Genomic DNA, 20,517 nt, shown 5'->3' with positions numbered 1-20,517 from the left:
CCCGCGCTGCGCCCCGCCCTCGCTGCGCCCCGCCCGCGCTGCGCCCCGCCCACCCCGCGAGACTCCACAACACGCCGCTCACCTTCCGCCCACGTGGCCAAGCGTGGAGTCTCAGCACGCCGAGCGTCGCCCCGAGACGGTGCGCCACACGCCCACCCCGCGAGACTCCACAACACGCCGCTCACCTTCCGCCGGTGGGGCCGATCGTGGAGTCTCGCGGGGCAGCGTGACGCGGCTACACGAGCGCGACGCCGCTACACCAGCGAGTCGCGCCAGGCGGCGTGCAGCTGCGCGAAGCGACCCGTCCCCGAGATGAGGTCGTCGGGCGTGCCGTCCTCGACGACGCGGCCGTACTCCATGACGAGCACGCGGTCCGCGATCGCGACCGTCGACAACCGGTGGGCGATGATGAGGGCGGTCCGGTCGGAGAGGAGCGTCTGCAGCCCCTCCTGCACGAGCCGCTCGCTCGGGATGTCGAGCGACGCCGTCGCTTCGTCCAGGATGAGCACGCGCGGGTCGGCGATGAACGCCCGGGCGAACGAGAGCAGCTGGCGCTGACCCGCGGAGACGCGCCCGCCGCGCTTGTTGACGTCGGTGTCGTAGCCGTCGGGCAGCGCCATGATGAACTCGTGAGCGCCCACGGCGCGAGCCGCCTGCTCGATCTCGTCGCGCGCGGCGTCCGGCTTGCCGAGCGCGATGTTGTCGGCGACCGTCCCCGAGAAGAGGTACGCCTCCTGCGTCACCATGACGATGGCTCGGCGGAGGTCCGCCGCCGACAGGTCTCGGAGGTCGACACCGTCGAGCGTCACGGATCCCTTCGAGGGGTCGTAGAAGCGCGAGATCAACTTGGCGAGGGTCGATTTTCCGGCACCCGTGGATCCGACGAGCGCGATGGTCTGCCCCGCCGGCACCTGCAGGTCGAATTCCGGCAGCACGACGCGGTCGCGGTTGTACGCGAACTCGACGCCGTCGAAACCGATCGACCCGCGAGCCTGCCGGAGTTCACGCGGCTCGACCGGATCCGGCACGCTCGGCTCCTCCTCCAGCACGCCGGACACCTTCTCGAGCGCTGCCGACGCCGACTGGTAGCTGTTGTAGAACATGGCCATCTCTTCGGCGGGATCGAAGAACCGCTTCGCGTAGAGGGCGACGGCCAGCAGCGCGCCCACCTCGAGCGAGCCGCCGATGACGCGGAATCCGCCGACGACCACGACCGCCGCGAGGCAGGCGTTGCCGATCAGGATGAGCCCCGGGTCGAACACGCCGAACAGCGAGATGACCTTGGCGTTGGCGTCGCGGTACTCCTCGACGTAGCCGCCGTACTCCTTCTCGTTGCGCTTCTCCTTGCGGAACGCCTGCACCGCGCGCATGCCCGTCATCGTCTCGACGAAGTGCACGATGACCCGCGCACTCGTGACCCGAGTCGCCCGGAAGAGCTTCTGCGAGCGCACCTGGAACCAGCGCGTCAGCGCGAAGAGCGGAACGAGCGCCACGGCCAGCACGAGGCCCGAGGTGGGGTCGAGGCTGACGAGCGCGATCGCGGTGAAGAGCATGTAGAGGATGCCCTGCACGAGCTGGTTGACCCCGGAGTCGAGCAGCTCGCGGATGGAGTCGACATCGCTGGTCTGGCGCGCGATGATGCGGCCCGACGTGTACGTCTCGTGGAACTCCAGGCTGAGCAGCTGCGTGTGCCGGAACACCCGGTTCCGCAGGTCGAACAGGATCGCCTGACTGATCTTCGCCGACTGGATCGTGTACTGCGAGATGAGGATCGCGCCCGCGATGCCGGTGATCAGGTAGATCCCGACCACGCCGAACGTCGGCATCCAGTCGCCCCGCTGGATGACCTCGGGCAGCGCCTTGTCGATGCCGTACGCGATCAGGGCCGGCCCGGCGACCTGCGCCGCCGTGCTGACGACGACCACGAGGCCGGTCAGCACCAGACGCGCGCGGAGCGGCGTCAGCAGCGACAGCAGGAGCCGCGTGGACCGCTGACGAAGCGACTTGCTCTCGGCGCGCGAGAAGTCCTGGCGCTCTTCGCCCTCTACTCCGATGACGCTCATGCGTGCACCTCCTGTCGATCGGTCGCGTCTTCGTCGTCGAGGGACGAGATGACGTAGCGGTAGTGCTCGTTGGTGGCGATCAGCTCCGAGTGGGTGCCGACCGCGGTGACGCGGCCGTTCTCGAGCAGTGCCACCCGGTCGGCCAGATTGACCGTCGAGGGGCGGTGGGCGACGATCAGCGACGTCGTCGAGTCGAGCACTCGTCGGAGCCCGGCCTCGACGCGGGCCTCCGTGTCGACGTCGAGGGCCGAGAGCGGGTCGTCGAGCACCAGGACCGCCGGGCGGGCCGCGATGGCTCGCGCGAGCGCCAGGCGCTGACGCTGACCGCCGGAGAGGCTCAGCCCCTCCTCGCCGACGCGCGTGTCGAGGCCCTGGGGGAGGTCGTAGACGAAGGACGCCTGCGCGATCTCGAGCGCCTCGACGAGGACGTCCTCCGCGGCCTGACCGGTGAGCTCGGGGCGACCGAGCAGCACGTTGTCGCGGACCGACGCGCTGAAGAGCGTGGCGTCCTCGAACGCCATCGCCACGTGGCGCCGGAGCTCCTCGCGGGTGAAGTCGCGGACGTCGATGCCGTCGAGCAGCACCTCACCGCCCGTCACGTCGTAGAGACGGGTGGCCAGAGCCAGCAGGGTGGTCTTGCCCGACCCGGTCAGCCCGACGAGCGCCATCGTCTCTCCCGGCTCCAGCACGAGCTGCACGCCGTTCACGAGGTCGTCGTACTGCGCGGGGCTGTCCTGGTAGCGGAAGTGCACGTCGCGGAACTCGAAGCGCCCCGTGGGGTGCGCCAGGGTCTTGGGCTCAGCCGGATCGGTGACGGTGTTCTCGGTGTCGAGCACCTCGAAGAACCGGTCGGCCGCCGTGCGCGTGTCGAAGGTCATCGAGAGGAGGAAGCCGATGGACTCCACGGGCTGGCGTAGGACGGTCGCCGCCGCGAAGAACGCGAACAGCTCGCCCACGGTCAGCTGTCCCGTCGACGCGAGCCAGATGCCCGCGAGCAGACAGAGGGCGAACGCGACGTCGGGCACCATGAGCAGCCACAGCCAGATGCCGGCGATGGCGCGCGCCTTCTCGATCTCGGTCCCCCGGAGGTCGGCGGCCTGCTTCGAGAAGTTCTTCAGCGAGTGGGAGCCCCGGCCGAACGCCTTGAGGACGCGGATGCCGTGCACCGACTCCTCGACGCTCGTGGCCAGGTCGCCCACCTGATCCTGGCTCCGCCGAGCGACGACGGAGTAGCGCTTCTCGAAGGTGAAGCCGTAGATCCAGAGCGGGATCGACGCGACCGCGAAGATCCCGCCGAGCAGCGGGCTCCACGAGAACAGCACGACGAACCCGACGACGATGGTCAGGATGTTGACGACAAAGAGCACGATGCCGAACGACAGCCAACGGCGGATGAGACTCAGGTCGCTGACCGACCTCGACAGCAGCTGACCGCTCTGCCAGCGGTCGTGGAACGCGACCGGCAGATCCTGCAGCTTCTTGTAGAGACTGTTGCGGAGGCTCGCCTCGACCATGGTGCCGGGCGTCAGGACGAACCAACGGCGCAGGGCGATCATGACCGCCTCGAGCACGCCGAGGCCGAGGACGGCGAAGAACGCCGGCCACACCTGCCCCGCGTCGCGTCGCGAGAGGGGGCCGTCGACGAGGCCCTGCAGGACCAGCGGGATGACGAGCGCGACGACTCCTGCGATCAGCGCCGAGATCATGCCGAGCAGGATGCGACCGCGAGCGGGCCTCACGTAGGGGTAGAGACGGAAGATCGACGCGAACGTCGACAGGCGCTTGGGCGCCTTGATGCGCGCGGCCTCGCGGGCCGCCTCGTCGAGGAACGTGGCGTCGTCGCGGGCGGCCTCGCGGGTCGCCGCATCGACCCGATCGGTGGCGGTGGTCGAGGGGGGATGGTGGGACATGGGGTTCCAACTCGTTCTGGTGCGGGGTCGTGTCCGACCCGTGTTCATGATGCTCGTGACCACCGACATCCGAACCGTCTCGTCCGGAGACGAGGACAGACGGGCGTCGGGGCGTGGTGGCGGCGTAAGCCGCGAACGCGGGAGGAGCTGCGTTCTGGAGACGCGCTGGTGAGGCGGTCGCTCGGTGTCGGTGTCGCGTTCGGCCGGAGCCGAGCGGGAGGCGCTAGGCGGTTCGCCCCGCGCGGATCACCGGGGTCGGGGCGACGAAGGAGCTGCCGCCACCGATGGTCGTCTCGTCGACCGGGTTGTGGGCTGTCTTCTTCATCGTGTCCTCCCGAGGCGTTCTGCAGTGTGTGATCGTCATCTCGACTCCCGAGAGAGTCGGCTGCACGCAGCCTTACAGGATAGGGCCGAGTCCGCGGAGAGCGCAAGACTCAATCCTCGCGGCCCCACGCGGTCACCCGGGAGAGACCGCCCGGAGAGACCACCCCCGGACGACGAGAAGCCCCCGGCACGGGGCCGGGGGCGAAGGGTGGAGCGGAGGCGATCAGCGGTGCGCGTCGACCACGCGGACGTCGTGGAGCGTCACGAGGCCGCGACACGGGAAGACCAGGAGGTCGCCCGCCGCGAGATCGCCCGGCAGCCCCGTGCCGAGGAGCGAGAACGGCGTCCCCGCATCCGGGTGCACGCACGTGTTGGTGAGCAGCGCCTCCACGTCGCGAGCGGTCGACACCCGACCGATCAGGCGCGCCTCCGTCAGGTCGGCGTCGACGCGGGCGAGGTCCGCGTCGACCGTCACGAGCAGGCTCCCGGCGGGGTGGCGACCGACCGAGACGACGGTCACGACGACCGAGGTGACCGTGTCGGTCGGCGACGGCCGACCGTGCGTGCCGGGGAGGACGGCCTGCGCCGTGTGCACGCAGGGCGTTCCGCAGATCTCCGCGAGACGCACGTGCGAGACGCCGGCCACGAAGACGTCCGCCGGCGTGGACGCGGTGCAGGCGGGCCAGCGGTCGAGGCCCAGCGGGTCCGCGATCATCGTGCGGACCGACGGGATGAGGTCGGTGAGGGTCATGAGTGGGCGCTCCGCGGGGCGGGCGCAGGATCCGCGGATCCGGTCGATCGGTCAGGCATGTACAGAGGTCTACCGCCGCCTCCGGCTCCCGGCGGGGCCCCTTACGGAACCCGGATGCCGGGCGGCCGGAACCTTACGGAACCCGTACGCCCGGGCCTCCTGCGCGACCGCTGCGAAACCGTGGCGCGACCGCCCCGCGACCCCGGCGCGACCGCCCCCTGACCGCCCCGCGACCCCGGCCCGACCTCAGTGGAAGAAGTGCCGCTCGCCGGTGAGGTACATCGTGACCCCCGCCGCCTGCGCCGCAGCGACGACCTCGTCGTCGCGGATCGAACCGCCCGGCTGGACGACGGCGCGTACCCCCGCGTCGAGGAGCACCTGGAGGCCGTCGGCGAAGGGGAAGAACGCGTCGGACGCCGCCACGGATCCGCGGGCACGGTCTCCGGCCCGGGTCACCGCGAGGTGGCACGAGTCGACGCGGTTGACCTGGCCCATGCCGACGCCGACGGAGGCGCCGTGGTCGGCCAGGAGGATGGCGTTGGACTTGACGGCGCGCGAGGCGATCCAGGCGAACTCGAGGTCGGCGCGGGTCTCGGCGTCGGCCTCCTCGCCCGCGACGAGGCGCCACGACGAGGAGTCGAAGCCGGTGAACCGGTCGCTCTCCTGCACGAGGAGCCCACCCGAGATCTGCTTGATCTCGCGCTCCGCCAGGGCGAAGCCGTCGGGGAGCACGAGCAGCCGCACGTTCTTCTTGGCCTGCAGGATCGCGAGCGCCTCGGGCTCGAAGCCCGGGGCGACGACGACCTCGGTGAAGATGTCCTTCACGGTCTCCGCCATCCCGCGGGTCACGGGGCGGTTGGCCGCGATGACGCCGCCGTAGGCCGACACGGGGTCGCAGGCGTGGGCGCGGCGGTGCGCGTCGGCGATGGGGTCGGCCTCCAGGAGGCCGCCGATCGCGATGCCGCAGGGGTTGGCGTGCTTGATGATGGCCACGGCCGGCTCGTCGAAGTCGTAGGCCGCCCGGACGGCGGCGTCGGCGTCGACGTAGTTGTTGTACGACATCTCCTTGCCGTGCAGCTGCGCGGCCTGGGCGATGCCGTGGCCGGAGGCCTCGCCGTAGATCGCGGCGGACTGGTGCGAGTTCTCGCCGTAGCGGAGCGCGTGGTCGAGGGACGCCGTCACCGTGAACGTCGACGGGAACGCCGGAGCCGACGCCGCTTCGTGCTCGGCGCGGACGCCCACGTTCGAGGCGAAGTACGCGGCGACGGCGGTGTCGTACGAGGCCGTGTGCGCGAACGCCTCGCCGGCCAGACGCTGACGCTGGGCCAGGGTCGTTCCGCCGAGGGTGAGCGCCTTCACGAGCTGGGGGTAGGAGGCCGGCGACACCGCGATGGCGACGTTGGCGTGGTTCTTGGCCGCCGCCCGGACGAGCGCCGGACCGCCGATGTCGATGTTCTCGATGACCACGGGGGTCTCCGCGCCGGAGGCGACGGTCTCGACGAACGGGTAGAGGTTGACGACGACGAGCTGGAACGGCTTGATGTCCAGATCCCGGAGCTGCTCCTCGTGCGCCTCCAGTCGGAGGTCGGCGAGGACGCCGGCGTGGATGGCGGGGTGGAGCGTCTTCACGCGGCCGTCGAGCGACTCCGGGAAGTCGGTGACGGCGCTGACGTCGGTGACGGCGATCCCGGCGTCGCGGATCGTCGACGCGGTCGACCCGGTGGAGACGATCTCGACCCCGGCGGCCCCGAGCGCGGTGGCCAGGTCGACGAGACCCGTCTTGTCGCTGACCGAGATCAGCGCGCGGGTGATCGGGACCGCGTCGCGGTCGCGGTAGAGACTCGGGTCGATGGTGTGTCCGCTCATGCGGGGCTCTTCTCCGTGAGGTCGATTCGTCCGGTGGCGATGTCGAGGATGGTCTGGATCAGGAGCCGCCGCTCGACGACCTTGACACGATCGTGGAGGCTCGCCTCGCTGTCGCCCGGGAGCACCGGGATCCGCTCCTGGGCGAGGATCGGGCCCGAGTCGACACCGCTGTCGACGACGATGACGCTGGCGCCGGTCTGCTCGACTCCGGCGCGCAGCGCGTCGCGGACGCCGTGGGCCCCGGGGAACTCCGGCAGGTAGGCGGGGTGCGTGTTGATCATGTGCGGCGCGAGGGCGTCGACGACGCTCGCGGGGAACAGCCGCATGAAGCCGCTCAGCACGACGAGGTCGGGCTGCCACTGCCGGATCTGCGCCAGCATCTCCGCACCCCAGGACTCCCGGTCGGCGAACCCGCCGAAGGGGACGGAGAACGTGGGGATCCCGAACGCCTCGGCGTGCTCGAAACCGTCGGCCTCCCGGTCGGCGCCGATGGCGACGACCCGCGCGGGGTACTCGGTGTCGCGCGCGGCCTCGAGCAGCGCGCGCAGATTGGAGCCCCCGCCGGAGATGAGCACGACGAGCTTCAGCACCCGGCAAGCCTAGCGCGAGCCCGCGACGCCCCTCGGGCGTGCGACGGGCTCAGCGCGTGAAGCCGTCGAGCCGCTCGGTGACGACGTCGTCGGAGCCGGCCGGACCGGGCGGCTCCTGCTCGCCTCGGCGGCCCTCCGCCTCGTCGCGACGGCCCGCAGGATCGAGGCGGCCGCGATCGCGGGATCCGCGCGACAGCAGGTCGGTCGCCCTCGACGGCACGGCGGGGAGGAACCCGAGCGACGGCTGCCGCACCACCAGCGCCAGCACGGCGGGGAGTGCGACCTCGAGCGCTGCGAAGCCGCCGACCGCGAGGGCGTCGGGGCCGACCTGAGCGAGGCGGCCCGGGCCGGCCGAGCCCGCGGATAAGGCCGCGGCGAGGCCGAGGGCGAGGCCCGCGACCACTCCCGTGGCGACTCCTGCGACGATGCGGAGGACGAGGGTGTCGTCGCGACCGAGTGCCTCTTCGATGCGGTCGCGGAAGAGCGTCACGACGACGAACGAGGCCACGACGGGAACGAGGATGCCGACGAAGGCGAAGGCCCCGTCTCCGGTCGGCAGGGCCCCGAGGAAGGGGATCGCGGGCATCGGGCCGATGGTGGTTCCGAGCGGCGAGATGGCCGAGCCGGCCCCCAGCGCGAAGCCCGGGCCGACGAACCACGAGGCCGCCCACGCGACGGCGTTCGGCAGGAGGGCGATCTGCCCGATGGTGAGGGCGAGACCGCCGAGCACCCCGCCGTGGGCTCCCTCGTAGAGGGCGATGACCTGCGCGTAGTGCGTGACGAGCAGGAGCGCGACGGCGATGCCGGACACCGCGAAGACGATCGCGGCGACGGCCGTGCCCGCGCGCAGGACGACGAGCGCCACGTCGCTGCCCGTGTCGGGGACGGAACGGACGAGGCGCAGGATCACGGCGGTCACGGGGTCGGCGTCGGCCCCGCGCCTCCGGCGGGCGATCTCGGCCGCGACGACGAGCGGCACGGCGTAGATCAGCGTGGGCAGCAGGATGCCCTGCATCAGCGACGCGTCCGCCGACGGTGTCCGCGCCGACGCGGTCACCGCCAGGGAGAGGACGGCGAACGTCGCGATGGCCGTCGAGCTCCCGACGGCGCGATGCCGCGTCTCGGCGAGACGACGACCCGCCCGCGCGCCGAGCAGGACCGTGAGGACCGCGAAGCCGAGAGCCGCGATCGAGATCGTCAGGGGCGCTCCGGCCCCCTCGATCCCCATGGCCGACGCCGTCGCGGTCGGGAGGACGAGGGTGAGGTCGACGCCGTGACCGACCAGCCAGACGTCGACTCCGGCCCGCCAGAACACGAGCCAGTCGACCTGGAGCCCGTACTGGAAGGCCCACAGGAAGGTCAATGCGACGACGGGGATGCCCGCGCCGATGCCCACGACGAGCAGGGACTCGAGCGCGGCGAAGAGGGCGGTGGCGGGGCGGTTCATACGGCGTCGACTGTACCGGCGGCCTCCGTCGCCGCTCCCCCGCCTCGCCGCGCGCTCCGGAGGCCCCGGAAAAGACACGGGTTCCGGCTCCGGGCACCGGAAAGCATCGGTGCGGGGAGCCGGAACCCGTGTCCGGCGTGCGTGGGCTGCCGGGCCCTAGAGGGCCGCGTAGGCCTCTCGCAGGAGCGCGGCGGTCTCGCTCGGCGTCTTGCCGACCTTGACCCCGGCGGCCTCGAGGGCCTCCTTCTTGGCCTGGGCGGTGCCGGCGGAACCGGACACGATGGCGCCGGCGTGGCCCATCGTCTTGCCCTCGGGGGCGGTGAAGCCCGCGACGTAGCCGACGACGGGCTTCGTGACGTTGGCCTTGATGAAGTCGGCCGCGCGCTCCTCGGCGTCGCCGCCGATCTCGCCGATCATCACGATGGCCTTCGTCTCGGGGTCCGCCTCGAACGCCGCGAGGGCGTCGATGTGCGTCGTGCCGATGACGGGGTCGCCGCCGATGCCGATGGCGGTCGAGAAGCCGAGATCGCGGAGCTCGAACATCATCTGGTAGGTCAGGGTGCCCGACTTGGAGACGAGGCCGATCGGCCCCTTGCCCGTGATGTTGTTGGGGGTGATCCCGACGAGCGACTCGCCCGGCGTGATGATCCCGGGGCAGTTCGGGCCGATGATGCGGGTGACGCCGCCCTTGGACTTGGCCAGGGCCCAGAACTCCGCGGCGTCCTGCGCCGGGATGCCCTCGGTGATGACCACGACGAGCGGGATGGCCGCCTCGATGGCCTCGACCACGGCGTCCTTCGCGAACGCCGGCGGGACGAAGACGATGGAGACGTCGGCCCCGGTCTCGGCCATGGCCTCGGAGACGGTGCCGAAGACGGGCAGCGTCACGTCGCCGTGGCTCACCGTCGTACCGGCCTTGCGGGCGTTGACGCCGCCGACGACCTGGGTGCCGGCTTTCAGCATCAGGGCCGTGTGCTTCGTGCCCTCGCCGCCGGTGATGCCCTGGACGATGACCTTGTTGTCTTTGTTGAGGAAGATCGACATTTCTCTGTGCAGCCCTTACTTCGAAGCCAGCTCGGCGGCCTTGTCGGCAGCCTCGTCCATGGTGGGTACGACGGTGACGAGCGGGTGGTTCGCCTCCGCCAGGATGCGACGGCCCTCGTCGACGTTGTTGCCGTCGAGGCGCACGACGAGCGGCTTCGTCGCGGCGTCGCCCAGGATGCCCAGGGCCGCGACGATCCCGTTGGCGACGGCGTCGCACGCCGTGATGCCGCCGAAGACGTTGACGAACACGCTCTTCACCTGGCTGTCGCCGAGGATGACGTCGAGCCCGTTGGCCATGACCTCGGCCGACGCCCCGCCGCCGATGTCGAGGAAGTTGGCCGGCTTGACCCCGCCGTGCCGCTCGCCCGCGTAGGCGACGACGTCGAGGGTCGACATGACGAGACCGGCGCCGTTTCCGATGATGCCGACCTCGCCGTCGAGCTTCACGTAGTTGAGGCCGGCGGCCTTGGCCTTCGCCTCGAGCGGGTCGGCCGCCGCGGCGTCCTCCAGCTCGGCGTGGTTCGGGTGGCGGAAGTCGGCGTTCTCGTCGATGGTGACCTTGCCGTCGAGCGCGAGGATCTCGCCCTGCTCGGTCAGCACGAGCGGGTTGACCTCGACCAGGGAGGCGTCCTCGCCCTTGTAGACGTCGTAGAGCTTGACGAGGACGGGAGCGACCTTCTCGACGAGGTCGTCGGGGAAGCCGCCGGCGCGAGCGATCTCCGTGGCTTTGGCGAGGTCGATGCCGGTGAGCGGGTCGACCTCGACGCGCGCGAGGGCCTCGGGCCGCTCGACTGCGAGCTCCTCGATCTCCATGCCGCCCTCGACGCTGCAGAGCGAGAGATAGGAGCGGTTGGCCCGGTCGAGGAGGACCGAGAAGTAGAACTCCTGCTTGATCTGGGCACCGCCGGCGATCATGACCCGCTGCACGGTGTGGCCCTTGATGTCGAGGCCCAGGATGGCTTCGGCGGCCGCTTCGGCGTCGTCGGGGGTCTTCGCGACCTTGACGCCGCCCGCCTTGCCACGGCCTCCGACCTTGACCTGCGCCTTGACCACGGTGACGCCCCCGATCTTCTCGGCGGCGGCTCTCGCCTCCGCCGGGGTGTCGGCGATCAGACCCGCCAGAACGGGAACGCCGTAGGCCTCGAAGAGGTCTCTGGCCTGGTACTCGAAAAGATCCACGCTGTTCTTCCTATCCGCATCACTGCAGTCGTCATCGTCCGTCTCGAGCTCTCTCGACATCGAGACATCCGGCCGGATGAAGCCTAGCGCTTCCGCCCGGACGCCCGGTGTCCGTCCCCCGGTCCGACAGGCGTTCCCGAGACGTCCGGGAGTAGACCGGGGTGGCCGGTCGACCTCGTCCGGCACCCCGAACCCCAGCGAAGGATCAGCCATGAGCGACGAGAAGACCCCCTACGCCGACGACGACGCCGAGACCCGCTTCGCCGAGTCGGAGCAGATCGCGACCAACGACGCGGTCGCCGGAGAGACCGTCGAGCCGGGCGTGGGGGAAGGGAACGACGGGCCGACGGGCGGAGCTCCTCGCGAGGGCTCGCCGGAGTACGCGGAGAACGACCTCGAGGGCGACGACGTCGACCTCGACGAGACCCCCTAGCCACCGCTCCCCCACAGCGCACCCGCGTGCGCGATCATCCACACATCGGCGGTCGCCGCCCCTGCCCGGGGTCGACGACCGCCGATGCTCGTGGCCATGAGAACCGCACACCAGTCCTCCTCCCCTCCGACACGACCGCCCCGCTCGGCCCGGCTGCCGGCTTCCGTCGATCCGCCGGGCCGCCGCGGCGCTCGACTCGCAGCCCTCGTGGCGGCCGCTCTGCTGGCGCTGGCGACGCTCGCGGCCCTCGTGGCCCTGCCCGCGACTCCTGCGACCGCCGTGTCGTCGACGGGCCACGGCCGTGGCCACCTCTGGAAGGGCGACGGGTTCTCCTGGCTCGGCAGCTACCGCCTCGACGACGGGCGCTTCGCCTTCTGCCTCGAGGTCGGAAAGCCCTCCCCGGTCGGCAACGACTACGCCACGACGACGTCGGAGGAGCTTCCGGGGCTGCCCTCCGCCCAGGTGGCCAAGCTGGCGTACATCGCGCGGACCTGGGCCGCGGCTCCCGACGACGACACGGCCGCCGCCGGTCAGCTGGCCGTCTGGTCGCTGACCGGCCTGGCCGGGCAGACCCTCGAGCACTACGCGCAGCGGGCCAACGAGCGCGCCGACGTCGTCCTCCAGCGGGCGAGGCAGATGCTCGCGGAGGCCGACGAGCGCGCGACCCTGTCGGTCCGGGCCGAGATCAAGCTCTCCGTCCGTGACGACGGAGGCGCCATCGTCCGGGCCGACGTCCTGACGAACCGGGTCGGATCGGGGGCGACGCTCGTCCCCGACGGACTCCACACGGGGTCGCTGTCGCTGGCGGGCGCGACGTTCGCCGACGGCACCACGCGCGCCGAGATCCCGAACGGCCGACGCGTCACGGTGCTCCCCCGCACCAGCGGGTCCGTGGTCCGCGTCCGGGCCGACGTCACCTACTCGGGCCTCCCGTACGGCAGGGCGGTGACGGTCGGCCGGAGCCCCGCAGGATCCCAGGCGCTCCTCTTCTCCGCGCAGGGCACCGTCGCGCGCGGCGCCACCGACACCTCCGAGACGATCTCGCCGCGGCCCTTCCAGCCGCGCGTGGTGACCACGACGAGCAGCGCCGTCGCCTCCGCCGGGGCGATGCTGACCGACCGGCTCGACGTCGGGGTCGAGCCGGGAGACGGACTCCTCGACGTGTGGGGCATCCACGGCGACGTGACGGAGCGCCGGCCTGTTCCGGTGACGGTGCGCAGCCGGCTCCTGGGCCCTCTCCCCGAGGCCCCGGTCGAGAGCGCGGAGTGGCCGGACGACGCTCCCGTCGTCTGCGAGGTCGCCACGGTGGTCGACAACGGGCCCGGGAGCTATGAGACGACGGCCTGCCGATTGCCGAGCAGCGGGCACTTCGTGTGGGTGGAGACGATCTCCCCCGACGACACCCCCGTCGATCAGGGCCGGGATCGACTGCGGCCCTGGAGGTCGCCCTTCGGCGTCGCGACCGAGACGACTGAGGTGAAGGAGGTCCTGACGCCGTCGATCAGCACGCGCGCCGAGACCGCCGAGGCGGAGATCGGCGCCTGCGTGGCCGACGGCCTGGAGGTGAGCGGCGCGGGCGGCGCGTCGTTCGACGTCGAATCCGTTCTGGTCGGACCCCTCCCGGAGCCCGTCGCCGACGGCGACGATCTCGGCGACCGCTTCGAGACCCTGCCCGTCGCCGGGACCGTAACAACCACCGTGGACGGAGACGGCAGCGTCACGACGCCCTGCCTGCCGCTCACCGAGGACGGCCACTACGTCTTCGTCTTCCGGTCGAACGGTTCCGCGCCGGATGCTCAGGGGCACCAGGTCGTGGGCCCGTTCTCCGATCTCGTCGCCCACCGTTCCGAGATGGTGGACGTCCGCCGCCCCGACGAGCCGACTCCCCCGCCGAGCACCCCGCCCGTCGTCCCGCCGACGACACCCGCGACGAGCCCGCCGCCGACCGTGCCGGCACTGGCGTTCACGGGGACCGACGGGGTCGGACTCACCCTGCTCGGCGGGCTGGGCACGGCGGGCCTCGGCGCCTCGGCCCTGCTGGGCAGCGCCCTGGTCCGCAGGATCCGCGGCATCCGCTCGAGGTCTGCGGCGAGCGCCCTTCCGAACGGTGACGCGATGGGCCTCGGGCGGAACGCCGAGGGCGACGCGTGACGACCGGGCGGGCGGGGTGGGAGACCGCCCGCCCCGTCTCAGATCTTCTCGATCGGCGCGACCTTGATGAGGAGCTTCTTCCGCCCCGCGGTGTCGAACTGCACCTCCGCGATACGGCGCGCGCCCTGACCGGTGACCGCGGCCACACGCCCCTCGCCGAAGTCGACGTGCGAGATGCGGTCGCCCGCCTCCAGCTCGAGGTCGCCGTTGTCGCGGACCGTGCCGGTGACCCGGTTGGCCCACTCGGTCTTCGGCTTCGTCTTGGACGCCGCCGTGGCGCGGTCGTAGCTCCCGCCGCCGAAGCCGCCCCCGGCGCGGACCCGACCGGAACCGCCCGCCGGGTCGAAGCCGTCGCGGCGGGCGTTCAGAGCCCGGGGCTGCGTGCCGCCGCGGCTCGTCGCCATCCCCGGCGACTGCTTCCAGTCGATCAGCTCGACCGGGATCTCCTGCAGGTAGCGCGACGGCATGGCGACGTTGACCTCGCCGAACTGGGCGCGCGTCATAGCCAGCGACAGGAAGAGCTTCTTACGGGCGCGGGTGATGCCGACGTAGAAGAGCCGACGCTCCTCGGCCGGACCCCCGGGCTCGGAGGCCGACATGCGGTGCGGGAGGAGATCCTCCTCGACGCCGGTGAGGAAGACCGCCTCGTACTCGAGCCCCTTGGCGGTGTGGAGGGTCATCAGGGAGACCGTGCCGCTGGTGTCGTCGAGGTCGTCGGCGGCCGCGACGAGGGTGACCTCGGTGAGGAAGTCGAGCAGCGTGCCGTCCGGGTTGTTCTTCTGGAACTCGCGGGTGACAGCGATGAGCTCGTCGATGTTCTCGGCGCGGGCTTCGTCCTGGGGGTCGCGCGAGGCGCGGAGCGCCGTGACGAGGCCGCTGCCCTCGATGAGCGCCTGGAGGATCTCGTGCACGGGGGCGGTCCCCGCCGTCTCGGCCACCCCGTCCAGGAGCGTCGCCAGGCCCGCGATCGCGCCCGTCACCTTGGGGCCGAGGCCCAGCTCGGTCACGTTCCGCAGCGCGTCGCGCAGGCCGACCTCGTGCGTGTCGGCGTACCGCTGGAGCGCCGTCTCCGTGGCGGGGCCGATGCCGCGCTTGGGCACGTTCATGATGCGTCGCAGAGCCATCGGGTCGGAGGGGTTGGCGACGGAGATGAGGTAGGCCATCGCGTCTTTGATCTCGGCGCGCTCGTAGAACTTCGTGCCGCCCAGGACGCGGTACGGGATGGCGGAGCGGATGAAGATCTCCTCCAGCGCCCGGGTCTGGGAGTTGGTGCGGTAGAACACGGCGACGTCTTTGTAGGCCATCCCCGAGTCGTGCAGCGCGGCGATCTCGTCGGCGACGAACTGGGCCTCGTCGTGGCCGGTGTAGCCCGTGAAGCCGACGATCTTGTCGCCCGAGCCCACCGTCGTGAAGAGGTTCTTCGCCTGCCGGTCGAAGTTGTTGGAGATGACGGCGTTCGCCGCGTCGAGGATGTTCTGCGTCGAGCGGTAGTTCTGCTCGAGGAGGATGACCTTCGAGTTGGGGAAGTCGTGCTCGAACTCGGTGATGTTGCGGATGTCGGCGCCGCGGAACGCGTAGATCGACTGGTCGGAGTCACCGACGACGGTGAGCGAGGCACCGGGGATCCGGCCGCTGCCGTCTCGCATGCTCGCCACGTACTGCCCGCCTCGCTCGAGGTCGTCGACGACGTCGGGATCGACCGGCCGCGTGAGCTCGCGGATCAGCGCGTACTGGGCGTGGTTGGTGTCCTGGTATTCGTCGACGAGCACGTGACGGAAGCGCCGCTGGTAGAGCGCGGCCACGTGCGGGAAGGCGCGGAAGAGGTAGACCGTCTGCGCGATGAGGTCGTCGAAGTCGAAGGCGTTCGCGCGCTGCAGCTCCCGCGTGTACTGGCGGAAGATCTCGAGGAACATGACCTCCTGCGGATCGCCGGCGTTGATCTGCCGCGAGTAGGTCTCGACGTCGCTGAGCTCGTTCTTCAGCTTCGAGATCTTGCCCGCCGCCTGGCTGACCGTGAAGCCGAGCGTGTCGGCGTCGAGCTCCTTCAGGATCCGCTTGAGCAGCGCTCGGGAGTCGGCCGAGTCGTAGATCGTGAAGCTCTTCGTGAAGCCGAACTGCTCGGCCTCGCGACGCAGGATCCGCACGCAGGCCGAGTGGAACGTCGAGATCCACATCCCCTCGGCGGACTGCCCCACGAGCTGCGCGACCCGCTCGCGCATCTCGGCGGCGGCCTTGTTCGTGAACGTGATGGCGAGGATCTGGCTCGGCCAGGCCTCGCGCGAGTCGAGCAGGCCGGCGATGCGCCGCGTCAGGACGCTCGTCTTGCCCGAGCCGGCACCGGCGACGATCAGGAGCGACTGGCCGCGGTACTCGACCGCTTCCTTCTGCTGCGGGTTGAGCCCCGCCGTGAGCCTGTCGTGGAAGGCGCCCGTGGCCGGACCAGCGGGCCGGTCGGAGGGGTCGGAGGGCTCGAGCACGATCGTCATGATCCGTCCAGCTTAAGCGGGCCCACCGACATCGTGGCCCACGGGTCCGGCTCGGCCGTCAGGCGTCGCGGGCCCCGGCGCCCGGCACGCGGCGGGCCGGAGCTTCGCCGCGACCCAGAGCGCCGAGGACGAGCCCCGGGACGTCCGCGAACACCCCGTCGACCCCGGTCGAGACGATCCGGTCGAGCTCCGCCCGCCAGTCGCCGTGGTCCGCCGGGCGGTCGCCGAGGCGGAACGGCGCGGCGAGGAAGGCGTTCTCCGGCCGGAGGGTCCAGGTGAAGACCTCGAGACCCTCGGCGTGCGCGGCGGTGACGAGGGAGGCATCCTGCGCGCCGTCGGCATCGAGCAGGAGCTCCTTCGGGAGGCTGATGCCGTCGAGGTCACCCGCGAGCAGCCGGAGTCCCGCGGGGGCGAGCTGCTCGGCGTACGGGAGGGCCCCGGCGCCGTCCCGCGCCACGAGGTCGAACGCGGCTCCCCGGGCCTCGACGAGGTAGACGAGACGGCCGCCGACCCCGCGAGCCCGGAGCCGCTCGAGCACGCTCTTCTCGAAGCTCTCGACGGTGAGCCTCGCGTCGTCGGTCCACCCGGCGGCGGCGATCTCGGCGGCGAAGAGCTCGTCGAGGGGGAGACCGAGCGCGGCGAAGTGGGTCGGGTGCTTGATCTCCGCGACGAGCGCCGTGCCGCGGTCGCGGGCCGCGCCATCGTCGAGGAGGCCGAGGAGGTCGGCCAGCCGGAGGATCCTGCCCTCGCCGTCGTGCGCCGCGCTCCCCGGTCGCAGCTCCGGCAGCCGCTCCCGGATCCGCAGCTCCTGGAGCTCGGCCCAGGTGAAGTCCTCGGTGAACCAGCCGGTCAGCGCCTCGCCGTCGACCTCGGTCGTCCGTCGGCGGTCCCGGAACGCAGGATGCTCGGCCACGTCCGTCGTCGCCGAGATCTCGTTCTCGTGCCGGAGGACGAGCACGCCGTCGCGGGTCGCCACGACGTCCGGCTCGATGGCGTCGGCCCCTGCTTCGACGGCCAGCGCGTAGGCGGCGGCTCCGTGCTCGGGGCGGAGGCCGGAGGCCCCCCGGTGGGCGATGACGCGGGGCGAGTCTGTCACCCGATCACGCTAGCGCGCGGCCCACGGCGCCGAGCGAGGCCGCAGTGAACATCGGGTGACCTCGCACCATGGAATCGTGCACCCTCTGCAGGTACGCTCTCGGCGAATCGGCTTCTCATCAGGTGAATTCCCAGCGCTCGAGAGAGGGGCGTCGACTACCATCGTGGCAACAGCAGTGCGCAACCAGCACAGATCCTCGGAGGACCACATGGCCCACTCGAACCCCGGCTTCAGCCAGTCACCGGCCTTCTCGAACAACGCGAACGACCTCGCGAAGTGGCAGAACGCCCAGGCGGCGGAACGTCAGCCCGTCGTCAACGGCGGCATGACGGCCGAACAGCTCCAGCAGATGTACAGCCAGCCCAGCGCCTCTCCGGTCGACACCGACCGGATGACGTACGAAGACACCATCGCGAAGACGGTCGGCGCGTTCGCCGTCCTCCTCGTCGGTGCGGTGGCCGGTTGGTGGATCCCCGGCCTCTGGATCGTCGGCGGCCTGGTCGGCTTCGGTCTCGCGATGGCGAACATCTTCAAGAAGCGGCCGTCCGGTGCGCTCGTGCTCGCCTACGCCGGCTTCGAAGGCCTCTTCGTCGGCGGCATCTCCGCGTTCTTCGACACTCGCTACCCGGGCATCGTCCCTCAGGCCGTGTTCGGCACCCTGGGCGTCTTCGCCGTGACCTTGGCGCTGTTCGCCTCGGGCAAGGTCCGCGCGTCGAAGCGCGCCACCCAGATCTTCCTCGTGGCGATGGTCGGCTACGCCGCCTACACGCTCGTCAACATCGGGCTCCAGATCTTCGGCGTCGGAGCGGCTTCGGGCGATTTCGGCCTGAGCAGCATCAAGTTGTTCGGATTCCTGCCCATCGGAGCCGTGATCGGCATCGTCGTCGTGCTCCTCGCGGCCTACTCGCTCGTCCTCGACTTCACGCAGATCAAGGTGGGTGTCGACCGCGGGGCTCCGCGCATCTTCGGCTGGCAGGCCGCCTTCGGTCTCGTCGTGACGATCGTGTGGCTGTACACGGAGATCCTGCGATTCCTCGCGATCCTGCGCGGCAACAACTAGCGTCCGCCCGGGCGGCCGATGCCGCCCGGCGACACGAAAGCGGGCCGTCCCCTCGGGGGCGGCCCGCTTTCGTTCACGCGGATTCGGCGGGGATCACTCCCACTCGATCGTCCCCGGCGGCTTCGACGTCACGTCGAGGACGACGCGGTTGACGCCGGCGACCTCGTTGGTGATGCGGTTGGAGATCCGCGCGAGGACGTCGTACGGGAGTCGCGTCCAGTCGGCCGTCATGGCGTCCTCCGACGAGACGGGGCGCAGGACGATCGGGTGACCGTAGGTGCGGCCGTCACCCTGGACACCGACGGAGCGCACGTCGGCGAGGAGCACGACAGGGCACTGCCAGATCTCGCCGTCGAGGCCGGCGGCGCTGAGTTCGGTCCGCGCGATCAGGTCGGCCTCGCGGAGCAGCTCGAGGCGCTCGTGGGTGACCTCGCCGACGATCCGGATTCCGAGACCGGGCCCGGGGAACGGCTGGCGGCCCACGATGACCTCGGGGAGCCCCAGCTCGCGGCCGATGGCGCGGACCTCGTCCTTGAAGAGGGTGCGGAGCGGCTCGACGAGCTCGAACTGCAGGTCTTCGGGGAGGCCGCCGACGTTGTGGTGGCTCTTGATGTTGGCCGTCCCCGTGCCGCCGCCGGACTCGACGACGTCGGGGTAGAGCGTGCCCTGCACGAGGAACTTCACCTCGCCGCCGTCGGACGACGCGGCCGCCTCGAGGACGAGCGCCGCGGCGGCCTCCTCGAAGCTGCGGATGAACTCGCGACCGATGATCTTGCGCTTCTGCTCGGGGTCGGTGACTCCGGCGAGGGCGTCGAGGAACTGCTGCTCGGCATCGACGGTGACGAGGCGGACGCCCGTCGCCTCGACGTAGTCCTTCTCGACCTGAACGCGTTCGCCCGAGCGCAGGAGCCCGTGGTCGACGAAGACGCAGGTGAGCTGGTCGCCGACCGCCTCGTGCACGATGGCCGCGGCGACGGCGGAGTCGACTCCGCCGGAGAGACCGCAGATGACGCGCTCGGAACCGACCTGCTCGCGGATGCGCGCGACCTGCTCGGAGATGACGTTGCCGCTGTTCCAGTCGGCGGGGATGCCCGCCGCGCGGTGGAGGAAGTTCTCGAGCACGGCCTGGCCGTGGGCGGAGTGCTTGACCTCCGGGTGCCACTGCACGCCGTAGAGGCGGCGCTCGTCGGACGAGAACGCCGCGACGGGGGTCGACGCGCTGGAGGCGAGGACTTCGAAGCCCTCGGGTGCCTTGGAGACGGAGTCGCCATGGCTCATCCACGTCGTCTGGTCGGCCGGCTGACCGTCGAGCAGGGTCGACGAGGTGCCGGTCACGTGGACGTCGGTGGCGCCGTACTCGCGGGCGCCCGTCCGGGCGACCTCGCCGCCGAGGGCCTTCGCCATCGCCTGGAAGCCGTAGCAGATGCCGAGAACGGGGATGTCGAGCTGCAGGATGCCCGGGTCGAGTGCCGGGGCCCCCTCCTCGTAGACGCTGGACGGCCCGCCGCTCAGCACGATGCCGACGGGGCTCTTCGCCGCGACCTCGGCCGCCGTGATGGTGTGCGGGACGATCTCGGAGTAGACGTTCGCCTCGCGGACCCGGCGGGCGATCAGCTGCGCGTACTGCGCACCGAAGTCGACGACGAGGACGGGCCGCTGGGTGGTCTCGTCGCTCATGCCGCGGCCGCCCGGGCGACGGCGCGCTCGGCCTGGAGCTCGCCGTACTGAGACAGGGCGAGCGCCGCCATACGGCGCTCCATGACGAACGACAGGAACGGAATGATGCCTCCCAGGGCGATGAGGACGAAGCGCGTGAAGGGCCAGCGCATGATGCTCCACAGACGGAAGTCCATGAAGAGGTAGACGACGTAGAGCCAGCCGTGGGCGATCAGGATGCCCAGCGAGAGGTCGAGGGCGGGGCTCCGGATGCTGCCCGCCGGGACCAGGAAGCCGCGCGGGTCGCCGATGGCGAGCTCCGTGTGGAGCGGCGTGTACTTGAGGATCATCTCGACGCAGAGCAGCAGGAGCATGACGCCGGTCACGTACGCCGAGATCTTGTAAAGGCGCACGGCGCCCGGGATCTTGGGGATGTCGCGCGGCCGGGGCTTCAGAGGCAT

Annotated in this window: 15 protein-coding genes; 3 read left to right on the top strand and 12 right to left on the bottom strand. The window is 71.2% G+C overall.

Features of this window, described 5'->3' with window-relative positions:
* Window positions 1–254: 254 nt before the first annotated feature.
* From AS850_RS01865 to sucC, 8 genes are all read right to left on the bottom strand, one after another.
* Window positions 255–2,063, bottom strand: coding sequence for an ABC transporter ATP-binding protein (locus AS850_RS01865; RefSeq protein WP_119867582.1), 1,809 nt, complete (start codon window positions 2,061–2,063; stop codon window positions 255–257).
* Window positions 2,060–3,973 (bottom strand): ABC transporter ATP-binding protein, encoded by a 1,914-nt coding sequence (locus tag AS850_RS01860; protein WP_119867581.1) that lies wholly within the window; start codon window positions 3,971–3,973, stop codon window positions 2,060–2,062. Before AS850_RS01860 ends, AS850_RS01865 begins: the two co-directional genes overlap by 4 nt.
* A 547-nt stretch (window positions 3,974–4,520) precedes the next feature.
* Window positions 4,521–5,048 (bottom strand): hypothetical protein, encoded by a 528-nt coding sequence (locus AS850_RS01855; protein ID WP_119867580.1) that lies wholly within the window; start codon window positions 5,046–5,048, stop codon window positions 4,521–4,523.
* 246 nt (window positions 5,049–5,294) lie between these two features.
* The gene (purH, locus tag AS850_RS01850; protein WP_119867579.1) at window positions 5,295–6,914 is read right to left on the bottom strand and encodes a bifunctional phosphoribosylaminoimidazolecarboxamide formyltransferase/IMP cyclohydrolase; all 1,620 of its coding nucleotides are present in this window, start codon (window positions 6,912–6,914) and stop codon (window positions 5,295–5,297) included.
* Window positions 6,911–7,504, bottom strand: a complete 594-nt coding sequence (gene purN / locus AS850_RS01845; protein ID WP_119867578.1) for a phosphoribosylglycinamide formyltransferase — start codon at window positions 7,502–7,504, stop codon at window positions 6,911–6,913. Before purN ends, purH begins: the two co-directional genes overlap by 4 nt.
* A gap of 49 nt (window positions 7,505–7,553) precedes the next feature.
* On the bottom strand, window positions 7,554–8,951 hold the full coding sequence (locus tag AS850_RS01840) for a cell division protein PerM (RefSeq protein WP_216819838.1): 1,398 nt from the start codon (window positions 8,949–8,951) through the stop codon (window positions 7,554–7,556).
* Between the two features lie 156 nt (window positions 8,952–9,107).
* The gene (gene sucD, locus AS850_RS01835) at window positions 9,108–9,995 is read right to left on the bottom strand and encodes a succinate--CoA ligase subunit alpha (RefSeq protein WP_119867577.1); all 888 of its coding nucleotides are present in this window, start codon (window positions 9,993–9,995) and stop codon (window positions 9,108–9,110) included.
* Between the two features lie 15 nt (window positions 9,996–10,010).
* Window positions 10,011–11,174 (bottom strand): ADP-forming succinate--CoA ligase subunit beta, encoded by a 1,164-nt coding sequence (sucC, locus tag AS850_RS01830; RefSeq protein ID WP_119867576.1) that lies wholly within the window; start codon window positions 11,172–11,174, stop codon window positions 10,011–10,013.
* A 211-nt stretch (window positions 11,175–11,385) separates the two neighbouring features.
* On the opposite strand from sucC, the gene AS850_RS01825 reads away from it, so the two are divergent.
* The gene (locus AS850_RS01825) at window positions 11,386–11,607 is read left to right on the top strand and encodes a hypothetical protein (RefSeq protein WP_119867575.1); all 222 of its coding nucleotides are present in this window, start codon (window positions 11,386–11,388) and stop codon (window positions 11,605–11,607) included.
* A gap of 207 nt (window positions 11,608–11,814) precedes the next feature.
* Window positions 11,815–13,758 (top strand): Cys-Gln thioester bond-forming surface protein, encoded by a 1,944-nt coding sequence (locus AS850_RS01820; RefSeq protein ID WP_119867574.1) that lies wholly within the window; start codon window positions 11,815–11,817, stop codon window positions 13,756–13,758.
* A 38-nt stretch (window positions 13,759–13,796) separates the two neighbouring features.
* Here AS850_RS01820 and AS850_RS01815 read toward each other — a convergent pair whose 3' ends face one another.
* Both AS850_RS01815 and AS850_RS01810 read right to left on the bottom strand, forming a co-directional pair.
* A complete protein-coding gene (locus AS850_RS01815) occupies window positions 13,797–16,244 on the bottom strand; it encodes an ATP-dependent helicase (protein ID WP_119867573.1) in 2,448 nt (815 codons plus the stop codon).
* Window positions 16,245–16,302: 58 nt separating this feature from the next.
* Window positions 16,303–17,340: a glycerophosphodiester phosphodiesterase family protein gene (locus AS850_RS01810; protein WP_119867572.1), complete on the bottom strand. Its 1,038-nt coding sequence runs from the start codon at window positions 17,338–17,340 to the stop codon at window positions 16,303–16,305.
* A 208-nt stretch (window positions 17,341–17,548) separates the two neighbouring features.
* Here AS850_RS01810 and AS850_RS01805 point away from each other — a divergent pair, with 208 nt between their 5' ends.
* Window positions 17,549–18,400: a Bax inhibitor-1/YccA family protein gene (locus AS850_RS01805; protein ID WP_119870078.1), complete on the top strand. Its 852-nt coding sequence runs from the start codon at window positions 17,549–17,551 to the stop codon at window positions 18,398–18,400.
* Window positions 18,401–18,493: 93 nt separating this feature from the next.
* Here the strand turns inward: AS850_RS01805 and guaA are convergent, their stop codons facing one another.
* Together guaA and AS850_RS01795 are read right to left on the bottom strand one after the other, a co-directional pair.
* Window positions 18,494–20,077, bottom strand: a complete 1,584-nt coding sequence (guaA, locus tag AS850_RS01800) for a glutamine-hydrolyzing GMP synthase (protein ID WP_119867571.1) — start codon at window positions 20,075–20,077, stop codon at window positions 18,494–18,496.
* Entirely contained in the window at window positions 20,074–20,517 is a 444-nt protein-coding gene (locus AS850_RS01795; protein WP_119867570.1) for a DUF3817 domain-containing protein, read from the bottom strand. The genes guaA and AS850_RS01795 overlap by 4 nt, the downstream gene beginning before the upstream one ends.

Origin of the sequence: Frondihabitans sp. 762G35 (genome assembly GCF_002074055.1) — a bacterium.
Taxonomy (GTDB): Bacteria; Actinomycetota; Actinomycetes; order Actinomycetales; family Microbacteriaceae; genus Frondihabitans.
Note: the sequence above shows the minus strand (reverse complement) of the source record. Positions and strands in the feature narration are given on the sequence as shown.

Bases quoted from the DNA above. Each gene is read 5' to 3' on its own strand.
- AS850_RS01795 (WP_119867570.1), bottom strand. From the start codon at position 20,517: ATGCCTCTGAAGCCCCGGCCGCGCGACATCCCCAAGATCCCGGGCGCC.
- guaA (WP_119867571.1), bottom strand. From the start codon at position 20,077: ATGAGCGACGAGACCACCCAGCGGCCCGTCCTCGTCGTCGACTTCGGT.
- AS850_RS01840 (WP_216819838.1), bottom strand. From the start codon at position 8,951: ATGAACCGCCCCGCCACCGCCCTCTTCGCCGCGCTCGAGTCCCTGCTC.
- sucD (WP_119867577.1), bottom strand. From the start codon at position 9,995: ATGTCGATCTTCCTCAACAAAGACAACAAGGTCATCGTCCAGGGCATC.
- AS850_RS01865 (WP_119867582.1), bottom strand. From the start codon at position 2,063: ATGAGCGTCATCGGAGTAGAGGGCGAAGAGCGCCAGGACTTCTCGCGC.
- AS850_RS01825 (WP_119867575.1), top strand. From the start codon at position 11,386: ATGAGCGACGAGAAGACCCCCTACGCCGACGACGACGCCGAGACCCGC.
- AS850_RS01855 (WP_119867580.1), bottom strand. From the start codon at position 5,048: ATGACCCTCACCGACCTCATCCCGTCGGTCCGCACGATGATCGCGGAC.
- AS850_RS01860 (WP_119867581.1), bottom strand. From the start codon at position 3,973: ATGTCCCACCATCCCCCCTCGACCACCGCCACCGATCGGGTCGATGCG.
- AS850_RS01815 (WP_119867573.1), bottom strand. From the start codon at position 16,244: ATGACGATCGTGCTCGAGCCCTCCGACCCCTCCGACCGGCCCGCTGGT.
- AS850_RS01805 (WP_119870078.1), top strand. From the start codon at position 17,549: ATGGCCCACTCGAACCCCGGCTTCAGCCAGTCACCGGCCTTCTCGAAC.
- purH (WP_119867579.1), bottom strand. From the start codon at position 6,914: ATGAGCGGACACACCATCGACCCGAGTCTCTACCGCGACCGCGACGCG.